Raw genomic sequence first — 18,577 nt, forward strand, 5'->3', positions numbered from 1 at the left:
GGTGCCTGTTTTTTTTCGTTCGTCCGCCTCTGTAGGAAATAATCTCATTTGCGAACGAAGAGGATCTCCATGCAACCCCGCTTCCCCCGTGCCCTCCAGCCCCATCTGATTGGCCGCCACCTGCTGGTCGCCGCCCTCGGCCTGCCCCTGCTGCCCGTCGCCATCGCCCAGGCGGCAGAGACCGACAACGCCAGTTACGGCCAGGTATTCGCCATCGAAGCGGGCTCTCTGAGCCGGGTGCTGGGCAGCTTTGCCGCAGCGGCCGGGGTCAACCTGTCGTATGACGCACAGCTGACCGCCAGCCTGCAGAGCCCTGGCCTGCAGGGGCGCTTCGGGGTACTCGAAGGCTTGAGCCGGATCCTTGCCGGCAGTGGCCTGCAGGCCTATCGCCAGGCCGACGGCAGCTACTCGATCCGCCCGCTGCCGGCCAGCAACGGCGCCCTGGAACTGGGCGCCACCACCATTGGTGCCAGCACCCTGAGCAGCAGCGCCGACACCACCGACAGCTTCACCGTGCGCCAGGTCAGCATTGCCAAAGGCGAACACTCGCTGCGCGAGACGCCGCAGTCGGTGACGGTGATCACCCGCAAGATGATGGATGAGCAGAACCTCAATACCCTGGAACAGGTGATGGAGAAAACCCCGGGGATCACCGTGCACGATTCACCCATGGGCGGAAAGTACTTCTACTCGCGCGGCTTCATGCTTGCCGGCCAGTACCAGTACGACGGCGTGCCCCTGGACCTGGGTGGCAACTATGTGCAAGCCAACAGTTTTGCCAGCGACATGGCCTACTACGACCGGGTCGAAGTGTTGCGCGGCGCCGCGGGCATGCTCAAGGGCTCGGGCAGTTCCGCTGGCGGCGTCAACTTCATCCGCAAGCGCGGGCAGGAAAAGGCTGCTACCAGTGTCAGCCTTTCGGCAGGCTCCTGGGACAACTACCGCGCCCAGGTCGACACCGGCGGCCCCCTCAACGAGTCCGGTAGCCTGCGCGGCCGGTTGGTGGTCGCCGGGCAGGATCGCCAGTATTTCTACGACATGGGCAAGCGCGACGACCAGGTGGTCTACGGCGCCCTGGATTACGACTTCAATGACGCCACCACCCTCGGCGTCGGCGCCGCCTACGAGAAGCTCAATGCAACCCCCTGCTGGCAAGGCCTGCCGCGCTACAGCGATGGCTCGGACCTGAAGCTGTCGCGCGCCACCTGCCTGGGCGCGACCTGGAACAGCTGGGAAAGCCAGCGGGTCAATCTGTTCGCCGACCTCACTCACCACTTCAACGACCAATGGCTGCTCAAAGTCGCCGCCATGCACAGCCACAACACCCAGGACATGCAGTACGCCATGACCCTGGGCAGCGTCCCGGTCGGCGCCAGTTCGGCCAACAGCCAGCTGTATTCCGGCGTGTTCGACTATGACCAGCACGACTACGGCATGGACGCCTACCTGGACGGCAAATTCACCGCCTGGGGCCTGGAGCACGAGCTGATCGTCGGTGCCAACGCCAGCCGCGCCAAGGGCAGCGACAGCTACGCGCTGATCAACATGACCCAGTTGCTCGGCGTGACCATGAACCCCTTCGCCCCCGACCGCGACATTCCCAAGCCGCCCGACAGCCTGTACCAGACCGCCTCCTACCGCGGCGGCCCGTTGCCGGTGGAAAGCGATACCCGGCAGATCGGCACCTACGCCACCTTGCGCCTGAAACTGGCCGAGCCGCTGACCCTGGTGCTCGGCAGCCGGGTCAGCTGGTACCGCAGCCAGCGCGATTCCTACACCCAGGCCTGGGACTACTGGCAGCATGACCGCAGCCAGGAGAACGGCCAGGTCACCCCTTTCGCCGCGCTGATCTACGACCTGGACGACACCTGGTCGGTGTACGGCAGCTACGCCGACATCTTCCAGCCCCAGGGCACCTACACCGACGCCCAGGGCAGCCCCCTGCAACCCAAGACCGGCGCCAACTACGAGCTGGGGATCAAAGGTGAATGGTTCGACGGCGGCCTCAACGCGGCCTTCAACCTGTTCCGCACTATCGAAGCACACCGCGCCGAGGCCGACTATGACTCGGTCTGTGCCGGCTCCTCCGACGGTTACTGCTACAGCGACGACGGCAAGGTCCGCGCCCAGGGCTTCGAGGCCGAGCTCAGCGGCGAGCTGGCCGAGCGCCTGCAGGTGCTGGCCGGCTACACCTACACCGAGCTTGAATACCTCAAGACCAACACCAACAGCCAGGATGCGACCTTTACCGCAAGCTACGTGCCACGCCACCTGCTGCGGGTCTGGGCCGACTACCAGCTCGACGGTCCGCTGCAACGCTGGAGCCTGGGCGGTGGCGTCAACGCGCAAAGCGACAACCACTATCAGGACCGTGCGGCGAAAACCGTGCAACCTGGTTACGCGATCTGGAACGCGCGCCTGGGTTATCGCCTGGACGACCACTGGAGCATTGCCGTCAATGGCAACAACCTGTTCGACAAGCATTACTACTCCAGTGTCGGCGCCCTGGCCTGGGGTAACTTCTATGGTGAGCCGCGCAACTTCACGGTGACCCTCAAAGGCGATTTCTAAGGCAGGTAATTGGCGGTCGACAGCGACAGATGATAATCGTTATCATCTGATCGATCATCGACCGCCTTGCCCTCCCTGCCCCGGATAGCCCATGACCCCTGCAACGGACCCTGCCAGCCTCGCTCCCCCCACACACGCAACGTTCGACCTGCGCCCGCTGCTGGCGGCCAACATGGCCTGCACCATGGCGATGATGGCCTTCGTCTCGCTGATCGGCCCGATTGCCCGTACGCTGAACCTGGCCACCTGGCAGGCTGGCGCTGCGGTGACCGTGGCCGGGGTGATCTGGATGCTCCTGGCGCGGCCCTGGGGCCAGGCGAGCGACCGCCTGGGGCGGCGCAAGGTCCTGCTGCTCGGTACCGCAGGCTTCACCGCCGCCTACTGGGCGCTGTGCCTGTTCATCGACAGCGCCCTGCAACTGTTGCCCAGCGCCGCCCTGGCCTTTGCCGGGCTGGTGATTGGCCGCGGCTTGATCGGTGCGTTCTATGCTGCCCTGCCGGTCGGCAGTGCAGCGCTGATTGCCGACAATATCGAACCCCAGCACCGCGCCCGGGCCATGGCTTCGCTGGGGGCGGCCAATGCCTTGGGCCTGGTGCTCGGCCCGGCGCTGGCGGCGGTACTGGCCCGCTACAGCCTGAGCCTGCCGTTCTATGTGATGGCAGTGCCACCGATGCTGGCTTTCGTGGTGCTGCGGCTCAAGCTCAAGCGTCAGGAGCTGCACCTCAAGCAGCCGCCGCGCCCGGTACGCCTGGCCGACCCCCGCCTGCGCCGGCCGTTGCTGGTGGCCTTCGTGGCGATGCTCAGTGTCTCGGTGGCGCAAATCACCGTCGGTTTCTTCGCCCTCGACCGCCTCGGCATGAACCCGGCCGACGCTGCGCAAACCGCAGGCGTAGCCCTGACCCTGGTCGGTGTGGCGCTGATCCTCTCGCAGGTCCTGGTGCGCAAGCTTGAGTGGCCAGCGCTGCGGATGATCCGCGTCGGCGCCAGCATCGCCGCTGTCGGCTTTGCTGCCAGCGCCCTGGCCAGCAGCGCCGTGGGCTTGTGGGCGTGCTTCTTTGTCTCGGCAGCCGGCATGGGCTGGGTGTTCCCGGCGTTCTCGGCCCTGGCGGCCAATGCCATGGATGCCTCCGAACAAGGCGCCACGGCCGGCTCCATCGGCGCCGTGCAGGGCTTGGGCGTGGTAATCGGGCCCCTGGCCGGGACCCTGATCTACGCTGTCGATCCGCGCCTGCCGTATCTGATTGTCGCTGCGCTACTGCTGTTGGTGGGACTATGGCCGCAGCTGAAAAAGTCCGCCTAACAGGTGGGCCGCTAAAGCCTGGTCGAATGTGTTTTAATGCCTCGCCCAAAATTTTCGACACTTAAGGCGGCTATGGACACGGGGACACGACTCAAACTGGTGCGTGAACGCAACAAACTCTCCCAGCGGGAGCTGGCGCGGCGCAGTGGCCTGACCAACTCGACGATCTCGCAGATCGAACAGAATCGCGTCAGCCCTTCGGTCAGTTCCCTGAAAAAGCTGCTTGAAGGCATTCCGATGTCATTGGCGGAGTTCTTCAGCTTCGACGAACCGATCCGCGAAGAGCGCTTCGTGTTCCGCTCCACCGAGCAGCCGGACCTGGGTAACAGCGGCCTGCGCATGCTGCTGGTGGGTGCCAGTGTCGAAGGCCGGCAGATGCGCATGCTGCGCGAGCTGTATGCCCCGGGCGCCGATTCCGGTGAGCCGATCGTGCATGCCGAGGGCGAAGAGTGCGGCCTGGTGACCCGTGGCACCATCGAACTGCGCGTCGATGGCCAGGTCAGCATCCTCAACTCCGGTGACGGCTACTACTTCCCCACCACCCTGCCCCACAGCTTCAAGAATATCGGCCAGGATGAGGCCGAGATCATCAGCGCCAACACCCCGGCGAACTTCTGAACCTGATCGCGGGGCAAGCCCCGCGATGAGTCTTGCTGCTACATCCACCCCAGCCACTGCCACCAGGTAGCGGCAAACACCAGCATCAGCCCATAGCCGATCAAGGTCACCACAATCCCCACCCGGGCAAACTGTTTAGCGCTGAAGGTTTCGGTGCCCAGGCACACCATGTTCTGCGGCGCATTGATCGGCAGGATAAATCCGTAACTGACGACAAAGCCCAAGGCCATGGTCATGCCCAGGCGGCTGAAGTCGCCCGGCAAGGTCTGCAGCACGGCGATCAGTATCGGCAGCAGCGCCGAGGTCAGTGCGGTGGCGCTGGCAAACCCCAGGTGGATCAGAATCAGGAACGCCGCCAGGATCGCAAACACCCCCAAAGTGCCCAGTTGATCCAGCCCGGTATGCGCCACCACTTGCGCGCCCAGCCATTGCCCGGCCTGGGTGGTGAGCAAGCTGGTACCCAGGCTGATACCGACCCCGAAGACAATCACCGTGCCCCATGGAATGCGCGCCTGCACGTCTTTCCAGGTCATCACCCCGAAGCCTGGCAACAACAACAATACCAGCCCGGCATAGGTGGTCGTGGTGGTGTCGAAGTGGTGCAACTTGCCCTCGCTGGCCCAGGCCAGCAGCAACATCAGCGACACACCGAGCAGGCGTTTCTGCGCGCAGGTCATCGGCCCGAGCTCGGCCAGGGTCTTGCTCACCGCCGCCTTGCCGCCGGGGATCGCATCGCTTTCTGGCGGCAGCATTTTCAGCACCAGTACGATCAGCACCACCGACATGATCAGCGCCCAGGGCGCGCCGGCGATCAGCCAGTCGATCCACGACACCCGCGCGCCGAGCATCTTGTCCATGAAGCCGACAGTCAGCAGGTTTTGCGCCGCGGCAGTCTGGATGCCGATGTTCCAGATACTGGTGCCTTGGGCCACGATGATCATGATCCCGGCGGCGATGTTCGAGCGCTTGTCGACGCCAAAGGCGGCGATCACGCCCATCATGATCGGCACCACGCAAGCACTGCGGGCCGTGGCGCTGGGCACCACCAGGCTGAGCAGCACGGTCACCGCCACTGCCCCGATGAGTATGCGCCGGGTGCTGACGCCGACACTCGCCAGCGTCACCAGGGCGATACGCCGGTCAAGGCCGGTATGGGTCATGGCCGCAGCAATGAACAATGCGCCTACCACCAGGGCCAGGGCACTGTTGGAGAAGCCGGTCAGGGCCAGGGTGATGGCGGCCGACGAGCCATAGGTCAGTGACGGGTCGGCCACAGTGGGTGAGGTGCCGAGCAAAAAAGCCATCAGCGAAGTGATCATGATCGCACTGGCTTCGTACGACACCGCTTCGCTAATCCATACCACCACGGCAAAGGCGAGGATGGCCAGCACCCGGTGGCCCGCCACCGGCAAGTCTGCGGGCATCGGCAGCAGCAACACCCCGGCCAGGGCCGCGATAGCGATCAGCAAGCCAATGGGCACGAGGGTTCCGGCGGTTTGAGAGGTAGGCACATTGGCCGGCGAATTCATGGGTAACTCCCTGCAGAACATGTTTTGCCATGATCGTGCAGATCGCCCCGGGCTGGACTGATGCGTATCAATGGGGCGGATTCCGGGCATTGCCGGACAATATGTAGTGCAATAAAAAAATCACTACAAAACCTGTTGACGCCGTTCGTCGCCCCTTGCATGATGAGGTCGTCTCCCCGATCGGGGGTACTGGCAAGGGTGTTCCAGGCAGCTCGACAGATCCATGAGCTGTGTGCGGATGGGTACTGCCCAAAAGGCAGCGTGTAGAAGCCCCCAGTTGTGACGCTGCTGTAGCAGCTTTCATTTAACGCTACATGTTATGCGCCAAGTGCGAACAAACAACGAATGGTCAAGGGGGCTTTATGATGAATCTGAACAATCAACCGACTGTTGATGAACTGGCCCGGCTGTTCGCCGCGCGCAAGGACACACTCGACAGCCACATTCTCTGGGTTTGCGCATCGGGCGAAGTTCGCCTGGACAGCCTGGAAACCATGACCGACGAAGCCCAGTTCGAGGAGCGCAACCCGAACATGCGTGCCCGCCTGAAGATGTACCGGCGCGGCCAGGGCTACGTTGGCAAGAAAGCCGCCGCCGACAAGCAGTACGTCGGGCGGGTCCTGCAGACCCTGCAAAGCGAATGGGCTGCGCTGCAGCACACGCCAGGCGTCGCGGTCATCGACCGCCTCTGCTAAGAGTCGCTGGGGTGCTGCACGGCCCCAGCCACGCTTGAGCCCAATCCCTGCGGATTGGGCTTTTTTATTTGCCTCGCGAGCTGGCTAGAATGACGCTTTTACCTGAAGAGCCCGCATATGACCCAGCCTGCTTTCGGAACCGCTGATGCGTCCTACCAGGCCGCCGGAGGCATCGACGGCCTGCGCCGCCTGGCCGCTGACTTCTACCGTTTGATGGACGAGAACCGCGAGGCCTCGGCCGTGCGCCAGATGCACCCGCAAAACCTGGCAGATTCGCAGGACAAACTGGCCTGCTTTCTCAGTGGCTGGCTCGGCGGCCCGCGGTTGTTCAGTGAACGCTACGGCTCGATCGCCATCCCGGCCTTCCATAGCCAATGGCCAATCGATGAACACCACAGCGCTATCTGGTTAAGCTGCATGGAGCAGGCTATCGCGCTGCAGGATTACTCCGACGCATTCGCCGACTACCTGCTGCGCCAGCTCCGCGTGCCGGCCCAGCGCATTGTCCAGGCCAGCCGCGCCCGCCACCCTCAGGCCTGACGGCGCAGCGGCAACTGGGTCAACGGCAGCGCGCCAGTGGCCAGGGCCCTGGCACGGTCGACACCCCAGACCATGGCGCGGGTCATGGTTTCGCCGGGGCGATTGGCGTAATACTCCTCGACCATGGCCTTGCCCTGGCATGCATACACGCCAAGGAACAACTGCGTGGCACCGGTGCGCGATAACCTCACCTGCACGTCGATGCTGGTGCCGTCACTGAGCTGTTCATCATGGCTGCGGCTATGCAATTGCGCGTCGGCCCAGGCCCAGTAAGTCTCTTCCCTGATACGCATCGAATGGCTCCTGTATGAATGGCGGCACTAGTAAGGCATACAACCTGGCATCCGGCGAGTGCGAGCCACGCAATCTTTGCCCAAGGTCAAGCAATGCAAAAAAAACCCCGCCGTTGGGCGGGGTGTTGGACGATTGGTTTACTTCTTCGCCGGCAAGCGTGGCGTGAACTTGCCCTTCTTGCTGGGCTGCCGCGCATTCAGACGAACCTGCGCGTCATCCAGGGTCATGTTGGCAAAGCCCAGGCGGACACCGCTCTGGCCACAGCGCACCTGACTGTTGATTGGAAATTCGTCGCCGTGGTCCTCGATATAGGATTCAAACATGCCCCAGTCTCCCTCAGACGGCGGACCCGTACCGGCAAACAGATAGTTGCCCAGAAAAGTACTGGTCCCAGTGATTCTGAGACTAGCCGGTCATTTGTGGACCGCACGGCCGCACACAAAAAAGCCCGACCAATGGCCGGGCTATTTTGTCGCACCCCGGGGTTTACTTGAGCTTGACCGCGGTACCAGTGACGAACACCACCACCATGCCGCCACGGGCCGACGGCATGCTGATTTCATAGTCCAGCCCCACCACCGCGTCGGCCTGCAGGCTGCGCGCGCGGGCGCGAATTTCGTCGGTGGCCTGGATGCGCGCTTCTTTCAAGGCGCTTTCCAGGGTTTGCGAACGGCCACCGAAAAAGTCGCGGAAGCTGGCAAAGATATCGCGAACCACGTTGATGCCCTGGACCGACTCGGCGCTGACCACATCCAGATAGGCGGCGATTTCCCGCCCTTCGATGGTCCCGGTAGTGGTAATGATCATGTTGCTCTCCTTCGGCCTTGCCTGTCAGCCGCCCGCTACATCAATGAGCAGGCGGAAAAAGACGCGATGGTAGCAAAACGGGTGACGAACGCGCCGGCTATTTATCCAAGCAATTAATTGTGTATTGGCACGGCAGCACCTAGACTTTGCGCCATTCAAAGCCTGTCTGCGAAGGAGCCGCGCATGAACACTGCCCACACCCCTGACCCCGCGTCCTGGGCCCAATTGCTCCAAGGGCGCAACGCCCTGCGCTCGATCGCCTTGGCTGGGGGCGTGGCCTTGCACGCAATCAATGTCTATATCGTCACCACCATTTTGCCCACGGTGATCGCCGACATCGGCGGCCTGGCGTTCTATGCCTGGAGCACAACCCTGTTCGTGGCCACCTCGATCGTCGGTTCGACCCTGTCGGCACAACTGATCGAACGACTGGGTGCGCGCGCAGCCTTCCTGTTGGCGCTGGCGATTTTCACCCTGGGTTCGGTGATCTGCGCAGCGGCGCCGAGCATGCCGGTGCTGCTGATCGGCCGCAGTGTCCAGGGCCTGGGCGGCGGTATCCTGTTTGCCCTGAGCTATGCCCTGATCCGCCTGGTGTTCGACGAACGCTTGTGGCCGCGGGCCATGGCCCTGGTGTCCGGCATGTGGGGCGTGGCCACCCTGTGCGGGCCCGCAGTGGGTGGCATCTTTGCCCAGGGTGGCCATTGGCGCTGGGCATTCTGGTCGCTACTGCCGGTGGCGGCGCTGTTGGCGTTGATCGTCATCACCCAGTTGAACAACAAGCCCGCTGCACGCGCCGAGTCTCGCCCACCCTACGGCCTGATCGCTTGCCTGGTGGCCTCGGTCCTGGCGATTTCCGCCGCCAGCCTGTCGACGCAACTGTCCTTGAATCTGCTCGGCATCGGCGCCGGGCTGGCCATCGCCGTGCTGATCGCCCGCCTCGACCATACCCCTGGGCGGCGTCTGCTGCCCACCGGCGCCTACGCCTTGGGCACGCCGCTGGGCGCGTTGTACGCAGTGATGTGCCTGCTGATTGCAGCGATTACCACGGAAATTTTCGTGCCCTACTTCCTTCAGGAGATTCACGGCCTGAGCCCCCTTGCCGCCGGCTACATGACCGCGTCCATGGCCGCCGGCTGGACCGTCGCCGCGCTGTTCAGTGCCAGCCGCACCGGCGCTGCGGCCGAGCGCATGATCCGCTTTGGCCCCGCAGTGATCTTCATTGCCCTACTGGCGCTGGCGGTGATGACCGCGCAACAGCCCTGGCTGGCCCAAGCCCCGGGTCTTGCGCTGTACTGCCTGGCCCTGGCCGGGGTTGGCCTGGGCATTGGCCTGGGCTGGCCGCACCTGCTGACCCGGGTGCTCAGTGCCGCGCGCCCGGGCGAAGAGAACCTCGCCTCGGCATCGATCACCACCGTGCAGTTGTATGCCACCGCATTAGCCGCAGCACTGGCTGGGCTGGTCAGCAACAGTGCCGGGCTGGTCGAACCCGGTGGCATCGCAGGCGCCCAGCAGGCAGCGAGCTGGTTGTTCGCGGTGTTCGCCGTTGCGCCGCTGCTGGCTATGCTGTTGACGTGGCGCATTACCCGCAGCCCGGCCCAGGCCCTGGCCTGATGAGTTGATCCCCCATCCGCAGCAAGGAGCAGCCGATGAAAGAAGCGAAGCAGGTGTACGAGCGCATCAGCGAACAGTTCGAAGACTTCACCAGCCACGCCAGCCAGCGCGGTGTCGAAGTCGACACGTTTCGCTATATGGTCGGCAACGTGCAGGGCCTGGACATTCTCGACCTGGCCTGCGGCCACGGCTTTTTCAGCCGCCAGCTCAAGGATTGGGGCGCCGCCCATGTACGCGGCGTGGACATTTCGCCGAGCATGATCTACCACGCCCGCCAGGCCAATGACGGCATCGCCTACGAAGTACGCGACGTGGTGCAGATGGGCCGTATCGGCAGCTATGACAAGGTGACCGCCGCTTGGCTGTTCAACTATGCCGGCAGTGTCGAGGAGTTGCAGCGCATGTTCAGCACGGTCGCGCAGAACCTCAAGCCTGGGGGCCAACTGGTGGCCTACACTGCCAACCCGGCGTTCGACCTGAGCAAGGGTAATTTCACCCGCTATGGCATCAGCGTGCTGAATGAAAACGTGGTGAACGGCGGCTATCGCTGCAAGGCGCAGTTCATGTCCACGCCACCGGCCGACTTCACCTACTACCGCTGGCGTCAGGATGTGTACGAAGACGCGATCAAGGCGGCGGGTTTCAGTGACTGGCGCTGGATCGCCCCGTTGATCAGCAAGCAACGCAAGGAAGCCCGAGAGCCGGGCTATTGGGATGGGTTTGAAAGCAACAGCCTGCAGATCGGCCTGATCTGCAGGAAGTAAAGGCCTCGGCCGGGCCCCGATGACTCAGGGCCCGGCCGCACGCTAGCCTAGTTGCGCACCAGCGCCAGCAGGTACATGGCGTCGCCATGCTGGCGCTCGATCACCACCAGTTCCTGCCAGGTAAAGCCATAGCCTTCGAGGGTGTCGCGGATGCCCTGCTCGGTGAAGAAGTAGCCCTGGCGCCGGTTGTCCATTTCGCGCCAGCCCGGCACCCAGTTACTGCTGTCCACACCGAAGACGTTCAGGGCAATCAGGCCGTCCTGGCGTACATGGCTGCGCATGTGCGCAAGGTAGGCATCCCACTCATCGGGGTGCTGATGGTGGAAACAGCCGTTATCGAGCACCGCATCGAACTGCCGGCCACCCTCGCCTTGCCAGTCCTGCAATGCACTGTTGACCAGCTCCAGGCGATCGCCCCAGCGCTTGCGCAACAGCGGCCAGCTGGAGTTCTCGACGATGTCCAGGCCGGTAACCCGGTGCCCGGCCTGGATAAACTCCGAGGCATCGCGGCCACGCCCGACGCCAACATCGAGAATGCGCTGATCGGGCCTGGTGCCCAGGGCTTCGAGAAAAATCCGCGCCGCCCGGGCCATGCCGATGTCCCACGACCACTCGTCTTCGCCGTGGCTGTAACGGTGCACGAACGAGGTATCGAGGGCCTTGCGGTAGGCCGACGGCTCCATGAAATCTTCTGACTGTTTGCTCATTGACCGATTTCCTCGCCTTCAGGAGGCACGCCGGGCGGCGATGCCATAGATGTTGCCGTCGTAGGAACTGGCCAGGAAATCGTGCTGCTGACCGCTGTGGGTGATGCAGGAAATACCGGCGGCAGTAGGCCGTTGCAGCGGCTGCCAGCTGCGTGTGGCCAGGTCGAACAGCGCCACGGTGCCGTTGTAGGCGGCGGTGGCGATGATCGCACCATCGGCTGAAGCGCCGATGCACTTGATCGAGTGCTGGTGCGGCGAGTCGTAAACCTCATCACCGCCGTCCAGCCACAGGCGCAGCTTGAGGTCGCGACCGATGCTGGCAAAGCCGCCGTCGATCTGGCAGCAGCCGTTGGAGATACGCGAATGGGCATTGTCGATGTGCCGCGCGCAACTGAAGTCGTCGATACGATGCAAGGCAGCATCGGCCGAGGCGCAGACGCTGAACAGGTAGCGGTCGTTGGCGGCGACGCCCTTGATGGCGTTATCGTGCATGGCGATCGAGGCCACCAGCTTCAGGCCGGCGCGACCGTCCAGGATAAACACCAGGCCTTCACCGGTGTAGGTGCCGATCAATGCGTGGGGCACGCCGTTTTTCTCAAAGGTGGCGCCGCAGTTGAGTGGCGAGCGGTGCTGATACAACAGCTCCCCGCTCAGGGCATCGAACACCTGGCCCATCTGCCCGCCAGTCAGCAGCAGCGGCCCGAACGGCAAGAGGAAGTTGCACAGGCTGCCGACCCCGGTCAGCGGCTGGTTGTCGCGAAACAGCAAGCCGGCATCGCCGATGCTGTACTGCTGGCCCTGGGCACTGACCACGGCATTGATGCTGACCGCCGGCTGAATACCGTCGACGCTCCACTGGTCAAGCTCGTAATTCCAGGTGGCATAGCGCGAACCGAAGGTGGCGAACACCAGCTCCTGTTCACCGACAAAGGCGCAACTGCGTGGCCAGATGATGCTCGGCAACGCCGTGCTGCGCAGCTTGCTCAGGTTGTGCTGCTCATCCAGGCGCCAGAGGATCGCCGAGCGATCGTAGCTCAGGGTCACCAGCAGTTGCTTGTCGTCGTTCCAGACAATGCGCTTGATCCCGGCGTCGTGGGCGGCAATGCTGCGCACCTGGCCCTGGCCGATGATCGAGATGCGTCCTTCGTCATCACCGGCAAAGACCACGCCGTTGCGGGTAATGGCGATGGTGTCGGTCTCGACCCCGCCAATATCCACCTCGTCGCACTGGGCCAGGCTGGCGGTGTCCCACTGGCGCACGGTGCCGTCGTCGCTGCTGGAGATCAGGCGCTTGCCGTCTGGCGACCAGACCACCGAGATCACGTCGGCCTGGTGGCCATGAAAGCTGCCCTTGAGGTTGCCGTTCAAATCGAAAATGCGCAGCACGTGGTCACGCGAGCAGGTGGCAACCTGGGTACCGTCGGGTGAGAACACGGCCATTTCAACGTCGTCCTGGTGGCCGGACAGCACCGCCTTCAGGCGCATGCTCGGCACTTCCCAGATCCGCGCGGTGTAGTCGCTGCTGGCGCTGACCAGGTGCTTGCCATCGGCACTGAACGCACACTGATTGGCCAGGTGATCATGGTGTACGCGGTGAATCGGCAGACCGGTGCGGGCATTCCACAGAATGACCTGGTTATCGTAGCCGGCGGTGGCGACGAACTCTGCAGCATGGGCGGCAATGCCGCTGATGGGGCCTATGTGTTTCATCGAAAAATCCTTTTTTCTTCAGAGAACAATCAGAGTTTGATCGAGTGGCTGGACTTGGCCACCTTCGACAGCAGGTAGTTGCGGTTGTGCTGGGTCAGGAACACACCCGTCGGCACCTGGTCGAGCACCTCGATGCCGCCATCGCGAAGCTGGCTGACCTTGTCGGGGTTGTTGGTCAGCAGGCGGCAGCGGTGCACGTTCAGGGCCTTGAGCATCTGCGCGGCGGGGCTGAAGCTGCGCGAATCGGCCGGGTGGTTGAGCTCAAGGTTGGCCTCGTAGGTGTCCAGGCCACGGTCTTGCAGCAGGTAGGTTTCGAACTTGGAGTACAGCCCGATACCGCGGCCTTCCTGACGCAGGTAGATCAGGTAGCCACCCTGCACGTTCAGGGTGTTCAGCGCCTCCTGCAACTGCGGGCCGCAATCGCAGCGCTGGGAGCCGAACACATCGCCGGTGATGCATTCCGAATGCACCCGCACCAGGGGCACCTCGGCCTTGTCCAGGTTGATACCGACGGCAAAGTGCTCGTTGTGTTTGTCAAAGCCCTTGAAGCCGAAAAAATGGGCATCCACCGAACCACCGAGGATCGAGATCGGCACCTTGGTATGCAGCGAAACGTCGTTGTTCATGATCAAACCTCGCACGATTGACAGGTACTTGCGTTGTTGTTTTCTACCAGGCGAAAACCCATGACATAGATCGGTCGCGGGTAACGCCCATGTCGCCGAGGGTTGCGCGCCAGGTCGCGAAAACGCGTGAAGCTGCCACCACGGGCGATACGGTGACGACCGACATCCTGTACCAGGTCGTCATTGATCTGCGGGCCGCCGGGGTACGCTTGGTAGTCATCGGCGACGTATTCCTCGACATTGCCGGCCATGTCCAGCACACCGAACGGCGAAGCACCCTGGGGAAACACCCCCACCGGGGTGCTGTCCAGGTAACCCAGCTCGATGGTGTTGGCGTACTCGGCAATGAAGCTTTCGCCCCAGGGAAATTGCAGGCGCTGGGGCCCGGCGGCGGCATGCTCCCACTGGGCTTCGCTAGGCAAGGCAAAACGCCGGCCGGTGCGGCGGCTCAGCCACTGCGCGTAGGCATCGGCATCGCTGTCGCTGACGCTGTACACCGGGTGGTTGGCGCGCTGCTGCGGATAGCGGCCAAAAGCCCAGCTGCTGGGCAGCGAGGGATGGCCGCTGTCGAGCAGAAATTCGCGGTATTCACTGTTGGTCACGGCAAAGCGGGCGATGCGGTAGCTGTCCAGGTGCACGCTGTGCAGCGGGGTTTCCTTGTCGATCCAGCTGCGGTCCAGGCCCAGGCCGTCGAACTCGTCCAGCACCTGGCTGACCCGTTCGGGGCTCAGGCCGATCTGCACCGTGGCTGCGGCGATGTCGATCATTTGCGGGTTGAACACATCGATGCGCGGGTCACCGCGCAGCCCCAGTACCTCGCCTGCGGCGATGCGCCGGTACAGTGGCACGCCAGCGCTTTGCAGCAGCGTCAGCAGTTGCTCGACAGGGGTATCGAGCAGCGAGCGGATTGCCAGCCCGACCTGCTCCACCAGCGGGTATTCCAAGTAATGTTCCGGGTAACCCATCAGCACCCGGTCCGTTACGTCTTTTGGCAGCGGGCTGGGTAGCCGCGGCCAATGCCGATCCTTGAGACTGTTCATCCTTGCACCTTGTTTTGAGTAACGACACCCACGGCGTGGCCGAACCCGGTTCGGCCCACGACGTAGTACCCAGGGCTGGCCTCAGAGCTGGTCGAGCAGCAGTCGGCGGTTGGTTTCGATCATCTCGATTTCCGCACTGTAGACTTCCACCACCAGGCCATCGGGGTCTTCGAAGTACACAGCGCTGCGCACGTTGTCCGGGCCATGGTGATAGCCTGGCGCGGGGCCATTACCCTTCACCAGCTTGATCGTGCCAGTGGCGACGACCCGCTCGGCAATGCGCTTGACGTCTTCGGGCAACGCGCGAATGCCGATGTGATAACCCGGCGGGTAGCTGAACTCGGCGCTCTGCTCGATGAAAAAGTCAAAGCCATTGAGCTCCATCACCACCTTGCGCGGGCCGAGGTTGTAGCAGTAGCGCGCACCAAAGATGTCACGGTAGAAGGCTTGGGACAGCTCCAGGTCGCGGGCCAGGATGTTGATGTGATTGAGCTGCGGTTGCTGGTGGGCCAGCGCGGCGGCGTCGATCGACACCCCTTCCAGGGCACGCCACATTTTCACTGCGGCGGTGAATTTCGAGTACCCCGCCAACCAGGCTTTGAGCGAGGCGCTCGGCTGCGCCTTGTCCAGCTGGCTCAGGCCATAGGGGTAGATAAAGCAGGCCGCAGCCTGCAGCAATTGCTGGGTGATGTCCTGTACGGGGGCTTCCCTGCCCTGGCCATCGGCCAGGCGCACCAGAGTCACCGCCGTGTTGCGATACAGGCGTTCGGCGCCTTTGAGCTGGGCCGCCAGGGCCGCTTGTTGATCGCCGGATAACAGCACGATCAGGCCATCCGCCTCGCCTTGACGGGCCAGTTGCGCGGTGGCGTGCAGCTCGAAGCCGGCAGCGCTGGCCACCTGGCCCAGTTCACCGATCAGGGTCAGGGCATGGGCATCCGGGTTGGCCGCATGCAACACAATGAACTTGAGCATCAGTTGACCCTCCGCCCAACCAGCAAGGTGTAGCGGCCAATCGGCTCTTGCTCGACACTCAGGCCCAGGTCCTGCATCTGCTGGGCCAGCCAGCGGGTCGGGTGCAGCTCGCCGTTCACCGTGTTGACCATCATGTGCAGGGAGAAATCAGCCGACAACGCCGGGTGAATCTCGTCCTCGTCCAGGGTCATGCTGAGGATCAGCAACGCCCCCCCAGCCTCCAGCAACTGACTGGCGCCCTTGACCAGCGCAGTGGTCTGCTCGCGGGTGAAGTAGTGCAGGCAGTCATTGAGCATCACCACATCGGCGCGTTCATCCTGGTAACGGGCCAGGTCCAGCAGGTTGCGCTCCTTGAAGCTCAAGCGCTGCTCGAGCTGGTAGTTGCCGATAGTGCTCTGGGCGGCCTGGCGGGTAGCGTCCAGGTCCCAGATTTCGCCTTTGACCTGTGGATGCCGGCGGGCGATCTCGGCGATGTAGGTGCCATGGCCGCCGGCCAGGTCGATGACCTTGTGCGCATGGTCAAACACTGACAGTTCACGCAGAACATCGACCATTGGCTGACTGAAACGAACCATGGCATCGTTAAAGGCATCACGGGCTGCGACATCGTGCTTGAAGCGGTTTTCCTGCTGGAAATTCAGCGACGCGGTGGTGCTGAGAATCTCGCCCAAGCGCGGCCAGTTCTGCCACTGCAGACGCTGGTGAGCAATGATCGGGCCGATGAATTCGGCGCTGCTGCTGACCAGAAAGCGCTCGCTCAACGGCGAGTTGACGAAGCCTTGCGCGGTCTTTTGCAGCAGGCCCATGGCAACCAGGGCATTAAGGAAAATCTTGCCCTTGTTGGCCACCCAGCCCAGTGCCAGGCTGACGACTTCGGCCTTGACCGGCGCGCGGGTGTGATCGAAGACCTTGTGGGCGACTGCCGAATGAAGGATGGCCGACTGGCGATACTGGTCGGAGAGCTTCACCAGGTCGAACACACCGTTGAGGGTGTTGGCCTCTTCGGCATGCTCATAGATGGTCACCGGTTTTTGCGCATTCATACACTCACTTCCCTGTTGAGTTGCATTCCATAAAACGCTTCAGGCCCCTGGCCTGCCCTGCACGCGTTTGGCCGATGGCGCTCACGGCAGCCACAGGCAAAACTAAGAAATGATCGTAGTCGCAACCGGGAAAAACACAAATTTGATCTTTTATATTTTTTTGAGCTTTAAACTTTGTAGTTGATGCCTTTTACAAATAATCATGGCGGTGCTAAAACTGCTTATGCTCACGCTCGTTACCTGCGCAAAGGATGGCGCCCAAGGTCGACCGATAACGCCTATTCCATGGTAATGCTCACACGATGATTGCACCTGCCGCCGACGCCAGCTCCACCGCCGACCGCATCCTGTTTTTGCTCAAGACCCGTGGCGCGCTGAAAACCACTGACCTTGCCAGCTTGCTCGACATCACCTTCGAAGCCGCCCGCCAGCAGATCCAGAAACTGCAGGCCAGCGAGCTGATCACCGGCATCAGCGCCCCGGGCAAAGGCGCCGGCCGCCCCTCGCAAAAGTGGACCCTGACCGAGGCGGCTCAGCGCCGCTTCCCCGACGCCCACAGCGTTCTGACCCTGCAACTGATCGAGACGGTCGAGCAGGTGTTCGGCAATGCCGGGGTCGACCAACTCATCACCCGCATGGAAATCGCCAACCGCAGCGAATACCAGCAGGCCTGCAGCCAGGCCGAATCGGTGGAAGACAAGGTGCGCATACTGGTGCAACTGCGTGAGCGGGCCGGCTACATGGCAGAAATGGTCGAAAGCGACAACGGCTGGCTGATCATCGAAAACCACTGCCCGATCTGCGTGGCGGCCAGCCGCTGCCAGGGCTTCTGCCGTTCGGAGTTGCAGATTTTCCAGTCGGTGTTCGGTGAGCAGGCGCTTGTCGAGCGCTGCGAACATCTGATATCAGGTGATCGACGCTGCGTGTACCGGGTCTTGCCGAGGACGGCGCCCGCGCAGTAAACCCATAAGTCCTTAAGGAATGAGGCGCACATGAACCCGACCCTCGAGCTGCTCGCCAGCCACCGCAGCGAGCGCAGTTTTCACGACCGGCCGATCAGCGATCAGCTACTCGATGCCATCCTGGGCGCCGCCCACCAGGCGCCCACCTCGTTCAACGCCCAGCATATTTCCGCCGTGGTGGTGCGCGACGCCGAGCGCCGCCGGCAGATTGCCGAGCTGGCGGGCGGGCAGCCCTGGATCAGCGCGGCACCCGTGTTCATCACCCTGGTGGTGGACTTCCACAAAACCGCACTGGCCGCACAACGCACGGGCGAGCAGCACTGTATTCACCAGCACCTGGAAGGCATGATTGCCGCCTGCACCGATGGCGGCATCATGCTCGCGACGCTGATGACCGCGGCGCGCTCGCTAGGGTTGGGTGTGGTGCCGGTGGGCGGTATTCGGGCCAATGCCAGCGGCATGATCGAGTTGCTCGGCTTGCCGGAAAAATCCTTTGCCCTGTGCGGGGTGGCCCTGGGCTATGTACAGCAGCCGGCGCTGCAAAAGCCACGCTTGCCCCTGGTGTCCTTTCGTCATGATGAGCGCTATGACGCCCAGGTGTTGCCGGCGGCGATCGAAGCCTACGATGCCGCACTGATGGAACACTGGCAGATTGCCGGACGGGTTGAGGGGCAAAGCTGGTCGAGCAGTATCGGTCGTTGCTATGCACGCAACTATCGGCCGCAGCTCAAGGCGCAGTTGCTGGCCAATGGTTTGGCGGCGGACTGACGGGCCTCATCGCGGGGCAA

General features: G+C 63.1%; 19 protein-coding genes. 9 read left to right on the forward strand and 10 right to left on the reverse strand.

Annotated features, from left to right (window positions below):
* Positions 1 to 69: 69 nt before the first annotated feature.
* The 3 genes from EXN22_RS17100 to EXN22_RS17110 all read left to right on the forward strand — a co-directional run bounded on the left by EXN22_RS17100 (position 70) and on the right by EXN22_RS17110 (position 4,489).
* Positions 70 to 2,571, forward strand: a complete 2,502-nt coding sequence (locus EXN22_RS17100; protein ID WP_130265181.1) for a TonB-dependent siderophore receptor — start codon at positions 70 to 72, stop codon at positions 2,569 to 2,571.
* Positions 2,572 to 2,662: 91 nt separating this feature from the next.
* The gene (locus EXN22_RS17105; protein WP_177414029.1) at positions 2,663 to 3,871 is read left to right on the forward strand and encodes an MFS transporter; all 1,209 of its coding nucleotides are present in this window, start codon (positions 2,663 to 2,665) and stop codon (positions 3,869 to 3,871) included.
* Between the two features lie 72 nt (positions 3,872 to 3,943).
* Positions 3,944 to 4,489 carry a cupin domain-containing protein gene (locus tag EXN22_RS17110; RefSeq protein ID WP_010226800.1) on the forward strand — a complete coding sequence of 182 codons (546 nt, stop codon included), beginning with the start codon at positions 3,944 to 3,946 and terminating at the stop codon, positions 4,487 to 4,489.
* A 38-nt stretch (positions 4,490 to 4,527) separates the two neighbouring features.
* Here the strand turns inward: EXN22_RS17110 and EXN22_RS17115 are convergent, their stop codons facing one another.
* The gene (locus tag EXN22_RS17115; RefSeq protein ID WP_130265182.1) at positions 4,528 to 6,018 is read right to left on the reverse strand and encodes a DASS family sodium-coupled anion symporter; all 1,491 of its coding nucleotides are present in this window, start codon (positions 6,016 to 6,018) and stop codon (positions 4,528 to 4,530) included.
* A 362-nt stretch (positions 6,019 to 6,380) separates the two neighbouring features.
* On the opposite strand from EXN22_RS17115, the gene EXN22_RS17120 reads away from it, so the two are divergent.
* Both EXN22_RS17120 and EXN22_RS17125 read left to right on the forward strand, forming a co-directional pair.
* Positions 6,381 to 6,713, forward strand: coding sequence for a hypothetical protein (locus EXN22_RS17120; RefSeq protein WP_130265183.1), 333 nt, complete (start codon positions 6,381 to 6,383; stop codon positions 6,711 to 6,713).
* 117 nt (positions 6,714 to 6,830) lie between these two features.
* Complete coding sequence (locus tag EXN22_RS17125) at positions 6,831 to 7,253, forward strand: group II truncated hemoglobin (RefSeq protein WP_130265184.1); 423 nt, start codon at positions 6,831 to 6,833, stop codon at positions 7,251 to 7,253.
* Here EXN22_RS17125 and EXN22_RS17130 read toward each other — a convergent pair.
* The 3 genes from EXN22_RS17130 to EXN22_RS17140 all read right to left on the reverse strand — a co-directional run bounded on the left by EXN22_RS17130 (position 7,244) and on the right by EXN22_RS17140 (position 8,354).
* Entirely contained in the window at positions 7,244 to 7,546 is a 303-nt protein-coding gene (locus EXN22_RS17130; RefSeq protein ID WP_130265185.1) for a hypothetical protein, read from the reverse strand. The two genes, EXN22_RS17125 and EXN22_RS17130, sit on opposite strands and share 10 nt — an antisense overlap.
* Before the next feature lie 138 nt (positions 7,547 to 7,684).
* Positions 7,685 to 7,870: a hypothetical protein gene (locus EXN22_RS17135; protein WP_130265186.1), complete on the reverse strand. Its 186-nt coding sequence runs from the start codon at positions 7,868 to 7,870 to the stop codon at positions 7,685 to 7,687.
* A 163-nt stretch (positions 7,871 to 8,033) separates the two neighbouring features.
* The gene (locus EXN22_RS17140) at positions 8,034 to 8,354 is read right to left on the reverse strand and encodes a YbjQ family protein (protein ID WP_115087469.1); all 321 of its coding nucleotides are present in this window, start codon (positions 8,352 to 8,354) and stop codon (positions 8,034 to 8,036) included.
* A gap of 183 nt (positions 8,355 to 8,537) precedes the next feature.
* Between EXN22_RS17140 and EXN22_RS17145 the strand changes: the two genes are divergently transcribed.
* Both EXN22_RS17145 and EXN22_RS17150 read left to right on the forward strand, forming a co-directional pair.
* A complete protein-coding gene (locus tag EXN22_RS17145; RefSeq protein WP_130265187.1) occupies positions 8,538 to 9,965 on the forward strand; it encodes an MFS transporter in 1,428 nt (475 codons plus the stop codon).
* Between the two features lie 35 nt (positions 9,966 to 10,000).
* A complete protein-coding gene (locus tag EXN22_RS17150) occupies positions 10,001 to 10,729 on the forward strand; it encodes a class I SAM-dependent methyltransferase (RefSeq protein WP_130265188.1) in 729 nt (242 codons plus the stop codon).
* Positions 10,730 to 10,776: 47 nt separating this feature from the next.
* Here the strand turns inward: EXN22_RS17150 and EXN22_RS17155 are convergent, their stop codons facing one another.
* The 6 genes from EXN22_RS17155 to EXN22_RS17180 all read right to left on the reverse strand — a co-directional run bounded on the left by EXN22_RS17155 (position 10,777) and on the right by EXN22_RS17180 (position 16,827).
* Positions 10,777 to 11,436, reverse strand: coding sequence for an SAM-dependent methyltransferase (locus EXN22_RS17155; protein ID WP_130265189.1), 660 nt, complete (start codon positions 11,434 to 11,436; stop codon positions 10,777 to 10,779).
* Positions 11,437 to 11,454: 18 nt separating this feature from the next.
* Positions 11,455 to 13,146, reverse strand: a complete 1,692-nt coding sequence (locus tag EXN22_RS17160) for a WD40 repeat domain-containing protein (RefSeq protein WP_130265190.1) — start codon at positions 13,144 to 13,146, stop codon at positions 11,455 to 11,457.
* A 29-nt stretch (positions 13,147 to 13,175) separates the two neighbouring features.
* On the reverse strand, positions 13,176 to 13,772 hold the full coding sequence (gene ribA, locus EXN22_RS17165; RefSeq protein ID WP_130265191.1) for a GTP cyclohydrolase II RibA: 597 nt from the start codon (positions 13,770 to 13,772) through the stop codon (positions 13,176 to 13,178).
* A gap of 2 nt (positions 13,773 to 13,774) precedes the next feature.
* Positions 13,775 to 14,812: a formylglycine-generating enzyme family protein gene (locus EXN22_RS17170; RefSeq protein WP_130265192.1), complete on the reverse strand. Its 1,038-nt coding sequence runs from the start codon at positions 14,810 to 14,812 to the stop codon at positions 13,775 to 13,777.
* Positions 14,813 to 14,893: 81 nt separating this feature from the next.
* Complete coding sequence (locus EXN22_RS17175) at positions 14,894 to 15,784, reverse strand: VOC family protein (RefSeq protein WP_130265193.1); 891 nt, start codon at positions 15,782 to 15,784, stop codon at positions 14,894 to 14,896.
* Entirely contained in the window at positions 15,784 to 16,827 is a 1,044-nt protein-coding gene (locus EXN22_RS17180) for a methyltransferase (RefSeq protein WP_130265194.1), read from the reverse strand. Before EXN22_RS17180 ends, EXN22_RS17175 begins: the two co-directional genes overlap by 1 nt.
* 302 nt (positions 16,828 to 17,129) lie before the next feature.
* On the opposite strand from EXN22_RS17180, the gene EXN22_RS17185 reads away from it, so the two are divergent.
* Together EXN22_RS17185 and EXN22_RS17190 are read left to right on the forward strand one after the other, a co-directional pair.
* Positions 17,130 to 17,789 (forward strand): helix-turn-helix transcriptional regulator, encoded by a 660-nt coding sequence (locus tag EXN22_RS17185; RefSeq protein ID WP_130265195.1) that lies wholly within the window; start codon positions 17,130 to 17,132, stop codon positions 17,787 to 17,789.
* Positions 17,790 to 17,819: 30 nt separating this feature from the next.
* Positions 17,820 to 18,557 (forward strand): nitroreductase family protein, encoded by a 738-nt coding sequence (locus tag EXN22_RS17190; protein ID WP_130265196.1) that lies wholly within the window; start codon positions 17,820 to 17,822, stop codon positions 18,555 to 18,557.
* Positions 18,558 to 18,577 lie beyond the last annotated feature (20 nt).

The organism is Pseudomonas tructae (assembly GCF_004214895.1).
GTDB classification, from domain to species: Bacteria; Pseudomonadota; Gammaproteobacteria; order Pseudomonadales; family Pseudomonadaceae; genus Aquipseudomonas; species Aquipseudomonas tructae.